The following is a 17020-nucleotide window of genomic DNA, read 5'->3' on the forward strand; positions in this document are numbered from 1 at the left end:
GTGGCCGACCTGACGATGATGCTGGAGAGCGCGGGCGTCTTAGCGGGTGCCGGCGGTCTTGGCTACGCCAAGTACCGTGCGCCGCGCGTGTACTGGTCGCTGGTGGGTCTGCCGGTCACCTGGGGGCGGTTCACCCTCTCGTACCGCTCGACCATGGATGTATGCGGGCTGACGGTGCAGCCATCGGGTCTGCGGGCGTTCATGACCCGCAACGTGGCCCGCCGCGAGGTGCAGCCGGTCCCTCCGAAGATCCGCCGGGTGCGGCCGACCGCGACCGGGCTGCGGGTGACCCTGCGTCTGCCGGCCGGACTGGAGCCGGCGGACCTGATGGCCTCCACGGAGCGGCTGCGTCACGCCTGGGGCGTGCATTCGGTGACCGTGGTGGAGACCAAGCCGGGCTTCGTGGAACTGCGGATGGCCGGGCATGACGTGCTCAAGCGGGTGCGGATGCCGCGTTCGGCCCGACCGCACGGCCTGGTCGTGCCGGTGGCGCTGCGCCAGGACGGGACCGCGTTCGAGCGGGACTACCGCAAGGCTCCGATGGCGCTGACGCTGGGCGCGAACTTCTCGGGCAAGTCCATGCTGCAACGCAACCTGATCAAGGGGCTGGCCACGCTGCCGGTGGCCCTGGTCGGGATCGACTGCAAGCGCGGGGTGGAACAGTCCGCCTTCGCGCCCCGGCTGTCGGCGCTGGCGACCACCCCGGACGAAGCGGCCGCACTGCTCGGCGCCCTGGTCGGGGAGATGGAAGAGCGCTTCGACCTGTTGAGCCGGCACGGCGCCTCGGACGTGTGGGAGCTGTCGGAGAAGGTGCGGCCGGTGCCGGTCGTGGTCCTGGTCGATGAGATCGCGGAACTGTTCCTGATCTCCTCCCGCAAGAACGAAGAGCGCCGGGAGCGGATCGTGACGGCGTTGATCCGGCTGGCGCAGATGGCCCGTGCGGCGGGGATCTACCTGGAGATCTGCGGGCAGCGCTTCGGCTCCGATCTGGGCAAGGGCGCCACGATGCTCCGCGCGCAGCTCACTGCCCGGATCGTGCACCGCGTCAACGACAAGCAGACCGCCGAAATGGGCCTGGCCGACGTCGCCCCGGACGCCGTGCAGGTGGCGTGCCTGATCCCGATCGAACGCCCCGGTACGGCGGTTGCGGCGGACACCTCGGGCGGCTGGTCGAAGATCCGCACCCCGGAGATCTCCAAGAGCGAGGTGGCGGCGGTCTGCCGCGAGTTCGCCCACCTGGTCCCGGACCTGCCGTTCCTGGCCCCGTTCCGCCCGCCCGTGCCCGTCGAGACGCCGGCGCCCGGCCGGTCCCTGGTCAAGCCCCGACCCGTGACGGAGTGATCGCCATGGCCACCCGCAAACCCGCCCGCCGTACGCCCGCGGTCGTGACGTGCCCGGACTGCGACGGCACCGGCGAGACCACCGAAACCGTCCGCGTCGGCGCCCGCAAGGGCCGCGCCACCGACCACCGGCAGGCGGCCGTGTGCCTGACCTGCCTGGGCTCCGGAGAACAGCCGCAAGGGGGATGACGACATGTCCCGCTCGATCCGCCCCGATGCCCAGGCGGCCGTGTGCCTGACCTGCCTGGGCTCCGGAGAACAGCCGCAAGGGGGATGACGACATGTCCCGCTCGATCCGCCCCGATGCCGTCCTGATCCAAGCCGTCATCGCCGGCGCCCTGTCCTTCGCCCACCTGCACGACCTGGCCGAAGCCACCGGACAGTCCGGCTGGAAAGCCTGGGCCTACCCGATCTCCGTGGACCTGCTGCTGGTCGCTGCCTGGCGGCGGCTGCGCACGGCCCGCCGGGACAGCTCCGCCTGGACCTGGTTCGTGATCGCCCTGGCCGCATCCCTCGGCGCCAACGTCGCCACGGCGGGTCTGCTCGACCTGCACGACGTTCCCGCCTGGCTGCGCATCCTCGTCGCTGGCTGGCCCGCCCTGGCCTTCCTCGGCGGAACCCTCCTGGTCCACTCACCCACCCAACCCCCCACCCCGGCGCAAGCCGTGGAGCAGGTGCCGGCTGCGGAAGTCGACGTCCACCGTGCTGACGCACCCGAACCGGCACCCGCCCCACCGACCGCGCCGGAACTCGCCCCGGCGGCCGACCCCACCCCGCCTGCCGCTGCGCCCGTGGTGCCGGCCGCGCTGCTGGACCACGCCCGCAAGATCGCCGACGCGCACCGGGCCTCGACCGGCACACCAATGCCCGCCGAAGCCTTGACCGCCCGCCTCGGCCTGCCCGCCCCGATGGCCGACGCCATCACCACGCAACTCCAACTCGCCTGACAGAGAGGAGTTCCACCGTGCCTGTGCACCGACGCTTCCGCGACCGCATCCGCATCGGCCCCGTCGAGGTGGCCACCTACCACGACGGCCGTGGCCGCGACCGGCACACCGCCGCCTGCACCGCCCCCGGCTGCGGCTTCTCCAGCGACTACGCCGACCGCTCCGCCGCCGAACTCGCCGCCCGCACCCACCGCTGCCGGGCCTGACCCGAAAGGGGATCGCCATGGACGTCCCGCTCTGGCTCGCCCTCCTCGCGGTCGGCTGGCTTGGCATCAAGCTTGTCCGCCCGCCCTGGTGGCTGGTGGCCGTGCTGCTGCTGGGCGGCTACCTCGTCGCCGACAGCTTCCTCGCCCCCGCCCTGGACACCGTCATCAAGTAGAAGGGACCCGCCCTCGTGTTCACCCCCAAGTACCCGCCCCAGGACACCGCCCCGCCCGCCACCGACACCACGCCGACCGTGCACACCCCGGCGCCGATCCAGCCGACGCAGATCACGGCCCCGGCCCCGGTCGTGCCGGTCTCCCACCGGCCCACGGTCCAGCTCACCCCGGGCAGTGCGCTCGCCCTCGCTGCCGGCGGCGGTGCCGTGGTCCTCGTCGTCGGCGCGGTCCTGGTCTCGCTGCTGCTCGCGGTCGCCATCACGGGCGTCTCCGTCGCCGTGGTCGCCGTCGTGCTGCGCCTGCTCATCAAGGACTTGCACAACCACCGCTGAAACGGCCCCCGGAGCGGCCTCTACCGCCAAGTTTCGTCCGCTCCGGGCGCCTGCACCCCTCCAGATCCAACGGACCCGAAAGGGAAGTCCCATCATGCCTCAGCACACCCCTGCGGGCGCGCGTGTCTGCCCCACCTGCGACGGCTTCCCCGTCGTCGCCATCACCACCGGCCTGCGCCGCCCGGACGGCACCCGCGAGACGGTCACCGTCTCCTGCCCCTCCTGCGCCGGACGCGGCTACGCCCCCCTCTGGCTGGTCGCCCCCGCTCACACGCACGCCGGCACGTGATCGCCGTGGGACTCCTGAACTGGACCTCCGGTCAGCACTTCGACCACGGCGAGAACTGCTCCTGCACCCAGTGCGGCAAGCCCACCCCGATGCGCTCCCACGCCGGCGAACCCGTCCACAAGGTGTGCGCGGAGGACTGGAACGACCGCAACCCCGGCGCCCCCCGCTACGAGCACAACGGCCACGACCTGGGCACCACCCGCTACCACTCCGACCACCCGCGCAAGAAGCGCCGGGACGGTGCCTGATGACCACTGCCGCCACTACGGCGGGCCTGGACCCGGCCACCCTCGCCGACGTGCTGAGGCTGGCCGGGTCAACCGGCCTCGACCGCATCCAAGAGCAGATCCGCCGCACCGGCGGCTGCTCCGACCCGATCCGCCTGCAAGGCTCCACCGTCATCCGCGACCGCAAGACGGGACACGTCCTGCACTCCTACTCCACCGACACCGAACCGGGCGGAGTCCTGCGGGTGGCCTGCGGGAACCGCCGCGCGTCCCGCTGCCCGGCCTGCGCCTGGACCTACGCCGGCGACACGTACCACCTCATCCGTGCGGGCCTCGTCGGCGACCCCGCCAAAGGCACCCCGCCCACGGTCCGTGATCACCCTCGGGTGTTCGCGACCCTCACCGCTCCGTCGTTCGGCCCGGTGCACAACCGTCCCGGCAACCGGCCGTGCCGCTGTGGGGCCCGCCACGCCGAGGACGCACCGGAGCTGGGCACGCCCCTGGACCCGGGCACCTACGACTACGCGGGCGCGGTGCTGTGGAACAACCACGCCTCGGAGCTGTGGCGGTACTTCACGATCTACCTGCGCCGCGAGATCGCCAAGCGCGCGGGGCTCACGCAGAAGGCGGCCCGGGAGGAGTCCCGCGTCTCCTTCGGCAAGGTCGCGGAGTACCAGAAGCGCGGAGCTGTCCACTTCCACGCCGTGATCCGCTTCGACGGTCCCGAGGGACCCGACGACCCGCCTCCGACGTGGGCGACCCTCGACCTGCTGACCGACTCGATCCGGGCCGCCGCTGTCCGCGTTGCGGTCGACGTGCCCCCGGCCGGTGACCAGCCTGCCCGGACCCTGCGCTGGGGAACACAGCTCGACGTCCGCACCATCCGGGCATTCGGCGACGGTGAGGAGATCACCGAACAGGCCGTGGCCTCCTACGTCGCCAAGTACGCAACCAAGGCGGCCGAGACCACCGGCACCGTCGACCGCCGCATCGGCAACAAGGAAGCCCTGACCCTGCTCGGCATCCCTGAGCACCCGGCGCGGCTCATCGCCGCCTGCCTCGACCTGCACCCGCTCTATCCCGACCGCAAGCTGCGCGACTGGGCCCACATGCTCGGCTTCCGCGGCCACTTCTCCACCAAGTCCCGCCGCTACTCCACCACCCTCGGCGCCCTCCGCCAGACCCGCGCCGACTACCGCGCAGCCCAACAACGCGAAGCCCTCGGCCTACCCGACCCGGACGATTCGGAGGCAACCACGCTGACCGTCGCCCACTGGGCCTACGCCGGCCACGGCTACACCCCCGGCGAATCCTGGCTCGCCGCGAACGTCCGCCGGGACATCGAGCACAACCGCGAGATCTCACGTGAGGCGCTGGCTGAGCTGCGCCAGGAAGGAGAGCACGACCATGAATGAGCGGTACCTCAGCGTCGAGCAGGTCGCCGAAGTTCTCGGCACGACGGTGCGCTTCCCCCGGCGGCTGATCGAGGAACGGCGCATCACCTACGTGAAGGTGGGGCGACACGTGCGCATCCCGGAAAGCGCGGTACGGGACTTCATCGCCGCCAACACGGTGCAGCCTCGTAGGGGTTCCGCGCTGCGGGGGGTGGCTGCCTGATGGCCGGCAAGCGTCGTCAGTTCGGACGGGTCCGCAAGCTGCCGTCTGGTCGCTACCAGGCGCGGTACGTCGGCCCTGACGGGCTCCTGCGACCGGCCCCCGAGACCTTCCGCACGAAAAAGGACGCGGACGCCTGGCTGGCCGACAAGCAGACAGAGTTGCGGCGTGGCGACTGGCGGGACCCCGACGCCGGCAAGGTGCCGTTCGGCGACTACGCGGCTGCCTGGGTCAAGGAACGGCCGCTGGCGCCCCGGACGGCGGAGCTGTACGCCTCGCTGCTTCGGCTGCATCTGGCGCCCACCTTCGCGGACGTGGCGGTCGCCGACGTGACGCCGGCTGCCGTGCGGACCTGGCGCCGTGCCCGGCTGGACGCGGGCGTCGGAGCGTCCACGGTCGCCAAGGCGTACGCCCTGCTGCGCACGATCATGGGAACGGCCGTGCAGGACGAGTTGATCCGGCGGAACCCGTGCCAGATCAAGAACGGCGGCACGGTGGTCACCCCGGAGCGTCCCACAGCGACCATCCCGGAGGCGTTCGCGATCGCCGACAAGATTCAGCCGCGCTACAAGGCGCTCGTCCTCCTGGCCGCGTTCTGCGGGTTGCGCTGGGGTGAGCTGGTCGCGCTGCACCGGTCGGACGTCGACCTGGACCACGGCATGATCCGGGTGCGCGGCGCGGTGTCCGAACTGACCAGCGGTAAGCGGGTCTACAAGGCCCCCAAGAGCGCGGCCGGCAAGCGGGTGGTGGCCGTTCCCGCCTCGCTCCTGCCCGTGCTCGACGCGCACATGAAGATCTACGCAGAAGGCGGTGCGGCGGGTCGTGTGTTCGTCGGAGCCAAGAAGGCCACGCCGCGCCGGAATCACTTCAACCGGCTGTGGCACAGGGCGTGCGCGGCTGCCGGCGTCGAAGGGCTCCGGTTCCATGATCTTCGGCACACGGGCAACACGCTGGCGTCTCGAACGAACGCCAGTACCAAGGAGCTGATGACGCGTCTCGGGCACAGCACCGCACGGGCGGCATTGATCTACCAACACGCCAACTACGACCGGGAACGGGAGATCGCCGACGCGGTGGACGGCTTGATCCTGGAGGCGTTCAAGCGCGGTTCCGGCCGGAAGGGGCACGCGGGGGACACGAACGACTGATCCGGCCCTAGGAACGACATAGGCCCAGGAAGCGGGAAAGCACCCGCTCACCTGGGCCTGTGTCGTGCTGGAGCGGGCGACGGGAATCGAACCCGCGTAGCCAGTTTGGAAGACTGGGGCTCTACCATTGAGCTACGCCCGCACACGTGGGCCGCAGGTCGGTGGACCGCGGCGCCTCAGGCATCGTAGCGGGTCGGTGCCCCTCGTCGCACACCCCGAGGACCGGCCACGGGGCGCGTCCCCGGACGCCCGTGGAAACCCGGCCGTCGGCGCGCCCGCGGGCATGTACCCTACGTGTCGCACCAGACGGGGTGTGGCGCAGCTTGGTAGCGCGTCCGCTTTGGGAGCGGAAGGCCGTGGGTTCAAATCCCGCCACCCCGACCACCAGGCCGTGCCTCTCGGATCGGACCGTGCGGCGCCGCGCTGATCGTCTTTTGGGTGGCCCACGCCCTGCGGTTACTATGCAAGCTGCGCGCCCGTGTGTCCCGGCCTCATCGGCCACGAACTCCTCCGGGCGGCGATCCGCCGGACCAGTCTGGCCCCGGCAGAACCCAAGCAGTCAGCCACAAGGAGACCTAACCGTGAAGAGCGCCGTGGAGACCCTGAACCCGACCCGGGTTCGGCTCACTGTCGAGGTGCCCTTCGAGGAGCTCAAGGACAGCCTCGACGCGGCGTACAAGAAGATCAACCAGCAGGTCACGGTGAAGGGCTTCCGCAAGGGCAAGATCCCCGCCCGGGTCATCGACCAGCGGTTCGGCCGCGGTGCCGTGCTGGAGGAGGCCGTCAACGACGCGCTGCCGAAGTTCTACACCGAGGCGGTCAACGAGGCCGAGCTGAACGTCCTGGGCCAGCCCGAGGTCGACATCACCGAGCTGAAGGACGGCGAGACGCTGAACTTCACCGCCGAGGTCGACGTCCGCCCGTCCCTGGAGCTCCCCGAGGACTTCTCCTCCATCGAGGTCGAGGTCGACGCCGTCGAGGTCACCGACGAGGACGTCGAGAAGTCGGTCGAGCAGCTGCGCGAGCGCTTCGCCTCCACCTCCCCGGTCGAACGGGCCGCCGAGGACGGCGACGTCGTCACGGTGGACCTGGAGGCCAAGGTCGACGGCGAGGTCCTCGAGGACGGCGTCGCCCAGGGCGTCTCCTACACCATCGGCTCCGGCGAGCTGCTCGACGGCATCGACGACGCCGTCAAGGGCCTGTCCGCCGGTGAGGAGGCCACCTTCACCTCCGAGCTGAAGGGCGGCTCCGCGGCCGGCAAGGAGGCCGAGGTCACCGTCAAGGTCACCCAGGTCGCCGCGCGCGAACTGCCCGAGCTGGACGACGAGTTCGCGCAGCTCGCCTCCGAGTTCGACACCCTGGACGAGCTGAAGGCCGACAGCACCAAGCGCCTCGCGAACATGAAGCAGTTCGACCAGGCCACGCAGGCCCAGGAGCGCGTCCTGGACAAGCTCCTCGAGCTGGTCGAGGTCCCGGTCCCCGAGAAGCTGCTCGAGGACGAGATCAACACCCGCAAGCACAACCTCGAGCACCACCAGCTCGGCCAGATGGGCCTGACCCTCGACAAGTACCTGGAGCTCCAGGGCAAGACCGCCGAGGAGTTCGAGACCGAGACCCGCGAGGCCGCGGTCAAGGGCATCAAGACCCAGTTCGTCCTGGACGAGCTCGTCAAGCGCGAGAAGCTCAACGTCAACCAGGAGGAGCTCACCGAGCACCTCATGCGACGTGCCGCCTCCTCCGGCATGTCGCCCGACCAGTTCGCCCAGGCCGTCGTCGAGGGCGGCCAGGTTCCGCTCCTGGTCGGCGAGGTCGCCCGCGGCAAGGCCCTGGCCCTGGTCGTGGAGTCCGCCACGGTGAAGGACACCAACGGCGAGGTCGTCGACCTCGACGACGAAGAGGACGAGGCCACCGCCGAGGCGGCCGACGCCGACACCGAGGCGGCCGACGCCGCCGAGGAGAAGACCGAGGGCTGAACAGCCCACGCACCGGCCCCCCGGCACCCCTGACGCCCGCCCCGCGGGCCGCGGGACGGCCACGGAGCCAGGCACGACGGCACGCAGAACGGGCCCCCGGACCCCACCGGGGGCCCGTTCGCGTCCCCGGCCCCGGGGGCCCGCCACCCGCCCCACGGCGCTGCGCTACGCCCCCGGCGAACACCTCACTCTGCGGGACTCGCCGAAGGGACCCGCGCGTTAGGGTCCATGAAAGGCAGAACAATGTGAGACGGCCCGGCGCCGTCGTAAGACGAGCAGGTGGATACGTGACGAATCTGATGCCCTCAGCCGCCGGCGAGCCTTCCATCGGTGGTGGCCTCGGCGACCAGGTCTACAACCGGCTGCTCAACGAGCGGATCATCTTCCTCGGCCAGCCGGTCGACGACGACATCGCGAACAAGATCACCGCACAGCTGCTGCTCCTTGCCGCCGACCCGGACAAGGACATCTACCTGTACATCAACAGCCCGGGCGGTTCGATCACGGCCGGCATGGCGATCTACGACACCATGCAGTTCATCAAGAACGACGTGGTGACCATCGCCATGGGCCTCGCGGCCTCGATGGGCCAGTTCCTGCTCAGCGCGGGCACCCCCGGCAAGCGCTTCGCGCTGCCGAACGCCGAGATCCTGATCCACCAGCCCTCCGCGGGCCTGGCGGGCTCGGCCTCCGACATCAAGATCCACGCCGAGCGGCTGCTGCACACCAAGAAGCGCATGGCCGAGCTCACGGCTCAGCACACCGGCCAGTCGGTCGAGCAGATCACCCGCGACTCGGACCGCGACCGCTGGTTCGACGCCTTCGAGGCCAAGGAGTACGGCCTCATCGACGACGTCATCCCGACGGCCGCCGGCATGCCGGGCGGCGGCGGCACCGGGGCGGCCTGAGGCCGCACGGCCCAGCGGGCCTGACGGGCCCCCAGGGGCCCGACGGGTCCCCGCAGGGCCCCGCACGGCCCGCAGCGCTCCAGCAGCCCCCCAGTCACCGCCCCAGCCTTTTCCAGGAGACACCGTGAACGACTTCCCCGGCGCCGGCCTCTACGACCGCACCCGCGCCGAGTACACCGGCCCGACGGCCGAGTCCCGCTACGTCATCCCGCGCTTCGTCGAGCGCACCTCCCAGGGCATCCGCGAGTACGACCCGTACGCGAAGCTCTTCGAGGAGCGCGTGATCTTCCTCGGCGTGCAGATCGACGACGCCTCGGCCAACGACGTCATGGCGCAGCTGCTGTGCCTGGAGTCGATGGACCCCGACCGGGACATCTCGGTCTACATCAACAGCCCCGGCGGCTCCTTCACCGCGCTGACGGCGATCTACGACACGATGCAGTTCGTCAAGCCCGACATCCAGACGGTCTGCATGGGCCAGGCGGCCTCGGCCGCCGCCATCCTGCTGGCCGCCGGTACGCCGGGCAAGCGCATGGCGCTGCCGAACGCCCGTGTCCTGATCCACCAGCCGTACAGCGAGACCGGCCGGGGCCAGGTCTCCGACCTGGAGATCGCCGCCAACGAGATCCTGCGGATGCGGGCCCAGCTGGAGGACCTGCTGGCCAAGCACTCCACCACGCCGATCGAGAAGATCCGCGAGGACATCGAGCGCGACAAGATCCTCACGGCCGAGGACGCCCTGTCGTACGGGCTGATCGACCAGATCATCTCCACCCGGAAGATGAACAACGCGTCCCTGCGTTGACGCGCAGACCGAAGCGTCTGCCGCCCCTTGGCACGGTTTGACACGGATCACGTCAAAGCGAACCGTGCCAAGGGGGGCCCGAACGGGGGGCCCGGCAAGGTACCGTCGACATAAGGCAGCACCAGGAGCCGCTGGACTGACGTCCAGGCGTCTCCCAGGCGAAGGGGAAGCACACCGTGGCACGCATCGGTGACGGCGGCGATCTGCTCAAGTGCTCGTTCTGCGGCAAGAGCCAGAAGCAGGTCAAGAAGCTCATCGCAGGGCCCGGTGTGTACATCTGCGACGAGTGCATCGACCTCTGCAACGAGATCATCGAGGAAGAGCTGGCGGAGACCAGCGAGGTCCGCTGGGAGGAACTCCCGAAGCCGCGCGAGATCTACGAGTTCCTCGAGGGCTACGTGGTCGGGCAGGAGGCCGCGAAGAAGGCCCTGTCGGTCGCGGTGTACAACCACTACAAGCGCGTCCAGGCCGGTGAGAACGGCGGCGGCCAGAGCCGCGAGGACGCCATCGAGCTGGCGAAGTCCAACATCCTGCTCCTCGGGCCCACGGGCTCCGGCAAGACGCTGCTGGCGCAGACCCTGGCCCGCATGCTGAACGTCCCGTTCGCCATCGCGGACGCGACGGCGCTGACGGAGGCCGGCTACGTCGGCGAGGACGTCGAGAACATCCTGCTGAAGCTGATCCAAGCCGCGGACTACGACGTCAAGAAGGCCGAGACCGGGATCATCTACATCGACGAGATCGACAAGGTCGCCCGCAAGAGCGAGAACCCGTCGATCACCCGGGACGTCAGCGGCGAGGGCGTCCAGCAGGCCCTGCTGAAGATCCTCGAGGGCACCACGGCCTCGGTCCCGCCGCAGGGCGGCCGCAAGCACCCGCACCAGGAGTTCATCCAGATCGACACGACGAACGTGCTGTTCATCGTGGGCGGTGCCTTCGCGGGCCTGGAGAAGATCATCGAGACCCGGGCCGGCGCCAAGGGCATCGGCTTCGGCGCGACGATCCGCTCCAAGCGGGAGCTGGAGTCCAAGGACCAGTTCGAGGAGGTCATGCCGGAGGACCTGGTCAAGTTCGGCATGATCCCGGAGTTCATCGGCCGTCTGCCGGTCATCACCAGCGTGCACAACCTCGACCGCGAGGCCCTGCTGCAGATCCTGGTCGAGCCGCGCAACGCGCTGGTCAAGCAGTACCAGCGGCTGTTCGAACTCGACGGTGTGGAGCTGGACTTCGAGCGCGAGGCGCTGGAGGCCATCGCCGACCAGGCCATCCTGCGCCAGACCGGCGCCCGCGGCCTGCGCGCCATCATGGAGGAGGTGCTGATGTCGGTGATGTACGAGGTGCCCTCCCGCAAGGACGTGGCCCGCGTGGTCATCACGGCCGACGTCGTCCACTCCAACGTGAACCCGACCCTCATCCCGAGGGACGCCCGCGGCCGCGGCCCGGGCGAGCAGAAGACGGCGTAGCGAAGCCCGCACGAAAGGGGCCCCGGTCGACCGACCGGGGCCCCTTCACGTTCACGCGTTCCGGGCCTGCGGCCCGTCCCGCGTCACGCCTTGACGCGCACCTCGTTGCGGAACTTGGCCGTCAGGTCGGCCGCCGCCGCCAGGTCGGCCGACTTGCCGCCCATGGCGTCCGCGAGGTCGACGTGCAGGATCACGCCGATCGTGCTGTGGTCGCCCCAGATGCACACTGGCATGCTGATCTCGCTCGGCCCGGAGGACGAGGACGACGAGTCGTCCTTGACCTTCATCTCCTGGCACTTGAGGACCGCGTCCTTCAGCCCGGCCGGCTTGAACTCCTTCGGCTGGCCCACGACTTCGCCGTCGCCGTCCTTGAGGGCCTCCTTCTTGGTGTCGGCGAACACGCCGTCCACGACCGCCTCGGGGTCGTCGATGTCGCCGTACACGCCCATGAAGTTGATCATCTTCATGGCCAGCGGGTTGTTCTCGTCGCCCGCCTGGTAACCGGCGTGCACGCCCTCGGCGTTCTTCACGCCGTGCTTCTCGGCGTCCTCGATGTCGCTGTCGTCGAAGCCCCCGGAGTCCACGTCGTCGGACTTCTTGTACTCGCTGAGCACCGTCGCAGGCGTGGTCAGCTTGTGCGGGCCGTCGTCGGCGATGTCCGAGCCGGAGCCGGAGCTGTTGCCCAGCAGCAGGGTCGCGCCGACGGCGATCGCGGCGACGACCGCCACCGCGGCCACGATGATCGCGGCCTTCTTCTTGCCGCCGCCGGACGCCGGCGGCTGCGGGGCACCGTAGGGGGCCTGGCCGTAGGGCGGCTGCTGGCCGTACGGGGGCTGGCCCATCGGCTGGGTGCCGGGCTGCTGGCCGTACGGACCCGGCTGCGGCGGCACGCCCTGCGGCGCCTGCTGCGGGTAGCCGTAACCCGGCTGCTGGGGGGCCTGCGGCTGCTGGGGGTAGCCGTAACCGGGCTGGGGGGCCTGCGGCTGCTGCTGGCCGTAGGGGCCCGGCTGACCGTACGGCCCGGGCTGCTGGGGCTGCCCGCCGTACGGGCCCGGCTGGTTGTGACTCATTCCTGCGTTCCCCTCCAGAGCTTATGTGTTCCTGACATCCTCACCCAGGCACAGGCGGCACGAAGCGGCGGGGGGCCCACCGTTACAGAACAAACGCGTTTCGGGACGGGGTCGTGACACCTCTAAACTGAGCCCCGTGACCGAGAACGCATCGCAGCAGCCGCCAGCGCCCACCACAGAACTGCCGACCCAGTACGCGCCGGCCGACGTAGAGGGGCCGCTGTACGAGCGCTGGGTGGAGCGCGGTTACTTCGAGGCGGACGCCAAGAGCGACAAGCCCCCGTACACCGTCGTCATCCCGCCGCCGAACGTCACCGGCAGCCTGCACCTCGGGCACGCCTTCGAGCACACGCTGATCGACGCCCTCACCCGCCGCAAGCGCATGCAGGGCCACGAGACGCTGTGGCAGCCCGGCATGGACCACGCGGGCATCGCCACCCAGAACGTCGTCGAGCGCGAGCTGGCCAAGGAGGGCAAGTCGCGGCACGACCTCGGCCGGGAGGCGTTCGTCGAGCGCGTCTGGCAGTGGAAGGCCGAGTCCGGCGGCCAGATCAGCGGCCAGATGCGCCGCCTCGGCGACGGCGTCGCCTGGTCCCGTGAGCGCTTCACCATGGACGAGGGCCTGTCCCAGGCCGTCCAGACCATCTTCAAGCGGCTCTACGACGACGAGCTGATCTACCGCGCCGAGCGCATCATCAACTGGTGCCCGCGCTGTCTGACGGCCATCTCGGACATCGAGGTCGAGTACCAGGACGACGACGGCGAGCTGGTCTCCATGCGCTACGGCGACGGGGACGACTCCATCGTCGTCGCCACCACGCGCGCGGAGACGATGCTCGGCGACACCGCCGTCGCCGTCCACCCCGACGACGAGCGCTACCGGCACCTCGTCGGCACGCTGGTCAAGCTCCCGCTGACCGACCGCTCCATCCCGGTCGTCGCCGACGAGCACGTCGACCCCGAGTTCGGCACCGGCGCCGTCAAGGTCACCCCGGCCCACGACCCGAACGACTTCGACATCGGCCAGCGCCACGGCCTGCCGTCCCTGACGATCATGGACGAGCACGCCGTGATCACGGCCCACGGTCCCTTCCAGGGCCTGGACCGCCTGGAGGCCCGCTCCGCCATCGTCGCCGCGCTGCGCGCCGAGGGCCGGATCGTCGCCGAGAAGCGGCCCTACGTCCACTCCGTCGGCCACTGCTCGCGCTGCAAGACCACCATCGAGCCGCGCCTGTCCATGCAGTGGTGGGTCAAGGTCGGCCCGCTCGCCAAGGCCGCCGGCGACGCGGTCCGCGACGGCCGCGTCAGGATCCACCCGCAGGAGATGGAGAAGCGCTACTTCGACTGGGTCGACAACCTCCACGACTGGTGCATCTCACGCCAGCTGTGGTGGGGCCACCGCATCCCCGTCTGGTACGGCCCCGACGGCGAGGTCGTCTGCGTCGGCCCCGACGAGCAGCCGCCCACCGGCGAGGGCTGGCGCCAGGACACCGACGTCCTCGACACCTGGTTCTCCTCCGGCCTGTGGCCCTTCTCCACGCTCGGCTGGCCCGAACGGACCGAGTCGCTCGCGAAGTTCTACCCGAACTCCGTCCTGGTCACCGGCTACGACATCCTCTTCTTCTGGGTCGCCCGGATGATGATGTTCGGCCTGTACGCGATGGACGGCACCCCGCCGTTCCACACCATCGCCCTGCACGGCATGGTCCGCGACCAGTTCGGCAAGAAGATGTCCAAGTCCTTCGGCAACGCGGTCAACCCGCTGGACTGGATGGACAAGTACGGCTCCGACGCCCTGCGCTTCACCCTGGCCCGCGGCGCCAACCCGGGCGTCGACGTGCCGATCGGCGAGGACTGGGTCCAGGGCTCGCGCAACTTCGCCAACAAGATCTGGAACGCCACCCGTTTCGCGCTGATGAACGGCGCGACGGTCGAGGGGCCGCTGCCGGAGCCCTCGGCGATGTCCTCCACCGACCGCTGGATCCTCTCCCGCCTCAACTCGGTCGTCGCCGAGGTGGACGCGTACTACGACGACTACCAGTTCGCTAAGCTGTCCGACACGCTGTTCCACTTCGCGTGGGACGAGGTGTTCGACTGGTACGTCGAGCTGTCCAAGACGGTCTTCCAGGCCGGCGGCGAGCCCGCGAAGGTCTCCCAGCGGGTCCTCGGCGAGGTTCTCGACGTCACGCTGAGGCTGCTCCACCCGGTCGTCCCGTTCGTCACGGAGACCCTGTGGACGACGCTGACCGGCGGCGAGTCGGTCGTGATCGCCGACTGGCCGGCCGACAGCGGCTTCCGTGACGCGGCGGCCGAGCGGGAGATCTCCTCCCTCCAGTCGGTCATCACCGAGGTCCGCCGCTTCCGCGCCGACCAGGGCCTGCAGCCCGGCCAGCGGGTCCCGGCCCGGCTGACCCTCGACGGCACCTCGCTCGCGCCGCACGAGGCCGCCATCCGCCAGCTGTTGCGCCTGCAGCCGGAGGGCGACTCCTTCACGGCGACGGCGACCCTCCCGGTCGCGGGCGCCGAGGTCGCGCTGGACCTCTCCGGCACGATCGACGTGGCCGCCGAGCGCAAGCGCCTCGCGAAGGACCTGGCCGCCGCGGAGAAGGAGAAGGCCCAGGCGACGGCCAAGCTGGGCAACGAGGCGTTCCTGGCGAAGGCCCCGGACCAGGTGGTCGACAAGATCCGCACCCGCCTCGCCAAGGCGGAGGAGGACATCGCCCGCATCCAGTCCCAGTTGGAGAGGCTGCCCCAGGCGTAGCCGACAGCACCCCCGAGAAGGCCCCCGGCCCCCTGAGGCGCCGGGGGCCTTCTCGAGTCCCGCTGGAGAACCGGTGCACTGCTCACGGAGCCAGGTCGTGCCGACCTCAGGGGCGCGGGGAACCGCGCGACCAGCCACGACGGACCCGCAGCCGCCCACGGCGACGAGCTCCCACCCGCACCGCGCACCCCCGGGCCGCGGCACGCACACCGCCGCCACGTCCGTAGACTGGGCCCCGTGAGCCACCCCACCGACGACCAGCCCGACCCCGTCGACCCCCTCGACGCCTTCGAGGACCTCATCGCGGAGGAGACCACCCGCGACCCCGACCTGGCGGTGATCGAGGCCGGCAGCCGCACCCTGCGCACCCAGGGCGGCGCGCAGCAGGCCGACGTGCCGGCCCGCCCGGAGGACCCCGAGGTCGACCGCGCCCTGCGCGAGGTCGAGGCGGAGCTGGCCTCCCGCTGGGGCGAGACCAAGCTGGAGCCGTCGGTCAGCCGGATCGCCGCGCTGATGGACGTCCTCGGCGAGCCGCAGCGGTCGTACCCCTCGATCCACATCACCGGCACCAACGGCAAGACCTCCACGGCCCGCATGATCGAGGCCCTGCTCGGCGCCTTCGAGCTGCGCACCGGCCGCTACACCAGCCCTCACGTGCAGTCGATCACCGAGCGCATCAGCCTCGACGGCGCCCCGATCTCGGCCGAGCGCTTCATCGAGACGTACCGGGACGTCCAGCCGTACGTCGAGATGGTCGACGCGCAGCAGGAGTACCGGCTGTCGTTCTTCGAGGTGCTGACCGGCATGGCGTACGCCGCGTTCGCGGACGCGCCCGTGGACGTCGCCGTCGTCGAGGTGGGCATGGGCGGCTCCTGGGACGCCACCAACGTCATCGACGGTGACGTGGCCGTCGTGACGCCCATCGACCTGGACCACACCGACCGGCTGGGCGACACGCACGCGGCGATCGCGGGGGAGAAGGCCGGCATCGTCAAGCAGGACGCCACGGTCGTCCTGGCCCAGCAGCCGGTCGACGCCGCACAGGTGCTGCTGAAGAAGGCCGTCGAGGTGAACGCCACCGTGGCCCGCGAGGGGCTGGAGTTCGGCGTCGTCGCCCGGCAGGTGGCCGTCGGCGGGCAGCTGGTCACGCTGCGCGGCCTGGGCGGCGAGTACCCCGAGGTGTACCTGCCGCTGCACGGCGCCCACCAGGCGCACAACGCGGCCGTCGCCCTCGCCGCCGTGGAGGCGTTCTTCGGCGTCGGCGCCCAGCGCGCCGAGCAGCTCGACGTCGACACCGTGCGCAAGGCGTTCGCGGCCGTCTCCTCCCCGGGCCGCCTGGAGGTCGTAAGGCGGTCGCCGACCGTCGTCCTGGACGCCGCCCACAACCCGGCGGGCGCCCGCGTCACCGCGGAGGCGGTCGGCGAGGCGTTCGACTTCAGCCGGCTGATCGGCGTGGTGGGCGCGAGCGGCGACAAGGACGTGCGGGGCCTGCTGGAGGCGTTCGAGCCGATCTTCGCGGAGGTCGTCGTCACGCAGAACTCCAGCCAGCGCGCCATGGACGCCGACGAGCTGGCCGCGCTGGCCGTCGAGGTGTTCGGCGAGGAGCGCGTCCAGGTCGAGCCGCGGCTGCCGGACGCGCTGGAGGCGGCGATCACGCTCGCCGAGGAGGAGGGCGAGTTCGCCGGCGGGGGCGTGCTCGTCACCGGTTCCGTCATCACGGTGGGCGAGGCACGCCTGCTGCTGGGAAAGGGCTGAGGTCCGAC

At 70.7% G+C, this 17020-nt stretch carries 18 protein-coding genes and 2 tRNA genes; 18 read left to right on the forward strand and 2 right to left on the reverse strand.

The window, feature by feature from the left end; all coding sequences use genetic code 11:
• The 11 genes from AQJ30_RS32530 to AQJ30_RS32575 all read left to right on the forward strand — a co-directional run bounded on the left by AQJ30_RS32530 (position 1) and on the right by AQJ30_RS32575 (position 6277).
• The gene (locus AQJ30_RS32530; RefSeq protein WP_067241101.1) at positions 1–1341 is read left to right on the forward strand and encodes an FtsK/SpoIIIE domain-containing protein; all 1341 of its coding nucleotides are present in this window, start codon (positions 1–3) and stop codon (positions 1339–1341) included.
• Positions 1342–1346: 5 nt separating this feature from the next.
• Complete coding sequence (locus AQJ30_RS32535) at positions 1347–1529, forward strand: hypothetical protein (RefSeq protein ID WP_067241102.1); 183 nt, start codon at positions 1347–1349, stop codon at positions 1527–1529.
• A 92-nt stretch (positions 1530–1621) separates the two neighbouring features.
• Entirely contained in the window at positions 1622–2287 is a 666-nt protein-coding gene (locus AQJ30_RS32540) for a DUF2637 domain-containing protein (RefSeq protein ID WP_067241104.1), read from the forward strand.
• A 17-nt stretch (positions 2288–2304) separates the two neighbouring features.
• Complete coding sequence (locus tag AQJ30_RS32545) at positions 2305–2493, forward strand: mobile element transfer protein (RefSeq protein WP_067241106.1); 189 nt, start codon at positions 2305–2307, stop codon at positions 2491–2493.
• 17 nt (positions 2494–2510) lie between these two features.
• Positions 2511–2666, forward strand: a complete 156-nt coding sequence (locus AQJ30_RS38190; RefSeq protein WP_107119753.1) for a hypothetical protein — start codon at positions 2511–2513, stop codon at positions 2664–2666.
• A 15-nt stretch (positions 2667–2681) separates the two neighbouring features.
• Positions 2682–2999: a SpdD protein gene (locus AQJ30_RS32550; RefSeq protein WP_067241108.1), complete on the forward strand. Its 318-nt coding sequence runs from the start codon at positions 2682–2684 to the stop codon at positions 2997–2999.
• Positions 3000–3093: 94 nt separating this feature from the next.
• Positions 3094–3288, forward strand: coding sequence for a hypothetical protein (locus tag AQJ30_RS32555; protein ID WP_067241110.1), 195 nt, complete (start codon positions 3094–3096; stop codon positions 3286–3288).
• A 5-nt stretch (positions 3289–3293) separates the two neighbouring features.
• Positions 3294–3536, forward strand: coding sequence for a hypothetical protein (locus AQJ30_RS32560; RefSeq protein ID WP_067241330.1), 243 nt, complete (start codon positions 3294–3296; stop codon positions 3534–3536).
• A complete protein-coding gene (repSA, locus tag AQJ30_RS32565) occupies positions 3536–4930 on the forward strand; it encodes a replication initiator protein RepSA (RefSeq protein WP_067241111.1) in 1395 nt (464 codons plus the stop codon). The genes AQJ30_RS32560 and repSA overlap by 1 nt, the downstream gene beginning before the upstream one ends.
• Positions 4923–5132: an excisionase family DNA-binding protein gene (locus tag AQJ30_RS32570; RefSeq protein ID WP_067241113.1), complete on the forward strand. Its 210-nt coding sequence runs from the start codon at positions 4923–4925 to the stop codon at positions 5130–5132. Before repSA ends, AQJ30_RS32570 begins: the two co-directional genes overlap by 8 nt.
• Positions 5132–6277 carry a tyrosine-type recombinase/integrase gene (locus AQJ30_RS32575; protein WP_067241114.1) on the forward strand — a complete coding sequence of 382 codons (1146 nt, stop codon included), beginning with the start codon at positions 5132–5134 and terminating at the stop codon, positions 6275–6277. The genes AQJ30_RS32570 and AQJ30_RS32575 overlap by 1 nt, the downstream gene beginning before the upstream one ends.
• Positions 6278–6345: 68 nt before the next feature.
• Here the strand turns inward: AQJ30_RS32575 and AQJ30_RS32580 are convergent.
• Positions 6346–6419, reverse strand: a tRNA-Gly gene (locus AQJ30_RS32580).
• 165 nt (positions 6420–6584) lie between these two features.
• On the opposite strand from AQJ30_RS32580, the gene AQJ30_RS32585 reads away from it, so the two are divergent.
• The 5 genes from AQJ30_RS32585 to clpX all read left to right on the forward strand — a co-directional run bounded on the left by AQJ30_RS32585 (position 6585) and on the right by clpX (position 11426).
• Positions 6585–6661: transfer RNA gene (locus tag AQJ30_RS32585), tRNA-Pro, on the forward strand.
• A 197-nt stretch (positions 6662–6858) separates the two neighbouring features.
• Positions 6859–8250, forward strand: a complete 1392-nt coding sequence (gene tig, locus AQJ30_RS32590; RefSeq protein WP_067241116.1) for a trigger factor — start codon at positions 6859–6861, stop codon at positions 8248–8250.
• A 299-nt stretch (positions 8251–8549) separates the two neighbouring features.
• Entirely contained in the window at positions 8550–9158 is a 609-nt protein-coding gene (locus AQJ30_RS32595; protein WP_055623941.1) for an ATP-dependent Clp protease proteolytic subunit, read from the forward strand.
• Positions 9159–9282: 124 nt separating this feature from the next.
• The gene (locus tag AQJ30_RS32600) at positions 9283–9963 is read left to right on the forward strand and encodes an ATP-dependent Clp protease proteolytic subunit (RefSeq protein WP_067241118.1); all 681 of its coding nucleotides are present in this window, start codon (positions 9283–9285) and stop codon (positions 9961–9963) included.
• 176 nt (positions 9964–10139) lie between these two features.
• A complete protein-coding gene (clpX, locus tag AQJ30_RS32605) occupies positions 10140–11426 on the forward strand; it encodes an ATP-dependent Clp protease ATP-binding subunit ClpX (protein ID WP_067241120.1) in 1287 nt (428 codons plus the stop codon).
• A gap of 83 nt (positions 11427–11509) precedes the next feature.
• On the opposite strand, the gene AQJ30_RS32610 is transcribed toward clpX, so the two are convergent.
• Complete coding sequence (locus AQJ30_RS32610; protein ID WP_067241121.1) at positions 11510–12496, reverse strand: hypothetical protein; 987 nt, start codon at positions 12494–12496, stop codon at positions 11510–11512.
• 136 nt (positions 12497–12632) lie between these two features.
• On the opposite strand from AQJ30_RS32610, the gene AQJ30_RS32615 reads away from it, so the two are divergent.
• The gene (locus tag AQJ30_RS32615; protein ID WP_067241123.1) at positions 12633–15257 is read left to right on the forward strand and encodes a valine--tRNA ligase; all 2625 of its coding nucleotides are present in this window, start codon (positions 12633–12635) and stop codon (positions 15255–15257) included.
• Positions 15258–15494: 237 nt separating this feature from the next.
• Entirely contained in the window at positions 15495–17012 is a 1518-nt protein-coding gene (gene folC / locus AQJ30_RS32620) for a bifunctional tetrahydrofolate synthase/dihydrofolate synthase (RefSeq protein WP_067241125.1), read from the forward strand.
• Positions 17013–17020 lie beyond the last annotated feature (8 nt).

Origin of the sequence: Streptomyces longwoodensis, assembly GCF_001514125.1 — a bacterium.
Lineage (GTDB): Bacteria > Actinomycetota > Actinomycetes > Streptomycetales > Streptomycetaceae > Streptomyces > Streptomyces longwoodensis.

Bases quoted from the DNA above. Each gene is read 5' to 3' on its own strand.
- AQJ30_RS32610 (WP_067241121.1), bottom strand. From the start codon at position 12,496: ATGAGTCACAACCAGCCGGGCCCGTACGGCGGGCAGCCCCAGCAGCCC.
- AQJ30_RS32570 (WP_067241113.1), top strand. From the start codon at position 4,923: ATGAATGAGCGGTACCTCAGCGTCGAGCAGGTCGCCGAAGTTCTCGGC.
- repSA (WP_067241111.1), top strand. From the start codon at position 3,536: ATGACCACTGCCGCCACTACGGCGGGCCTGGACCCGGCCACCCTCGCC.
- AQJ30_RS32595 (WP_055623941.1), top strand. From the start codon at position 8,550: ATGCCCTCAGCCGCCGGCGAGCCTTCCATCGGTGGTGGCCTCGGCGAC.
- AQJ30_RS32575 (WP_067241114.1), top strand. From the start codon at position 5,132: ATGGCCGGCAAGCGTCGTCAGTTCGGACGGGTCCGCAAGCTGCCGTCT.
- AQJ30_RS32555 (WP_067241110.1), top strand. From the start codon at position 3,094: ATGCCTCAGCACACCCCTGCGGGCGCGCGTGTCTGCCCCACCTGCGAC.
- AQJ30_RS38190 (WP_107119753.1), top strand. From the start codon at position 2,511: ATGGACGTCCCGCTCTGGCTCGCCCTCCTCGCGGTCGGCTGGCTTGGC.
- AQJ30_RS32535 (WP_067241102.1), top strand. From the start codon at position 1,347: ATGGCCACCCGCAAACCCGCCCGCCGTACGCCCGCGGTCGTGACGTGC.
- AQJ30_RS32540 (WP_067241104.1), top strand. From the start codon at position 1,622: ATGTCCCGCTCGATCCGCCCCGATGCCGTCCTGATCCAAGCCGTCATC.